Here is a 384-nt window from a genome sequence, read left to right as displayed (position 1 = left end):
AGAGGCCAGTTCAAAAAGAGTCCGGAAGGGCTGTTTACTTTCCGACGAAACGGTTAACCTTAGATGCCTGAACAACGGATCAAGGAATGCCGGCACCTATCATCGATGACGAGCTGTGGGCACTGATCGAACCGCTACTTCCACCGCCCAAACCGCGACGCAAGCGATATCCTGGGCGTCTGCCAGTCTCGGACCGTGCAGCGCTCAATGGCATCCTGCTCGTGCTGAAGACAGGGATGCGATGGAACCATCTGCCGACCGGGTTGGGCTTCGGCTCTGGAGCGACTTGCTGGCGTCGGTTGCACGACTGGCAGCAGGCCGGGGTGTGGGACAAGCTGCACGGGCTATTGCTCGACAAGCTTCGCGAATCTGGCCAGCTCGATT

General features: G+C 58.9%; 1 protein-coding gene. It reads left to right on the top strand.

Annotated features, from left to right (window positions below; all coding sequences use genetic code 11):
* Nucleotides 1–86: 86 nt before the first annotated feature.
* The coding region (locus ACV22W_RS33660; RefSeq protein WP_448023852.1) for a transposase at nucleotides 87–384 on the top strand (298 nt) is incomplete at its 3' end.

The sequence above is a fragment of the Burkholderia sp. AW49-1 genome, assembly GCF_053427845.1.
Note: the sequence above shows the minus strand (reverse complement) of the source record. Positions and strands in the feature narration are given on the sequence as shown.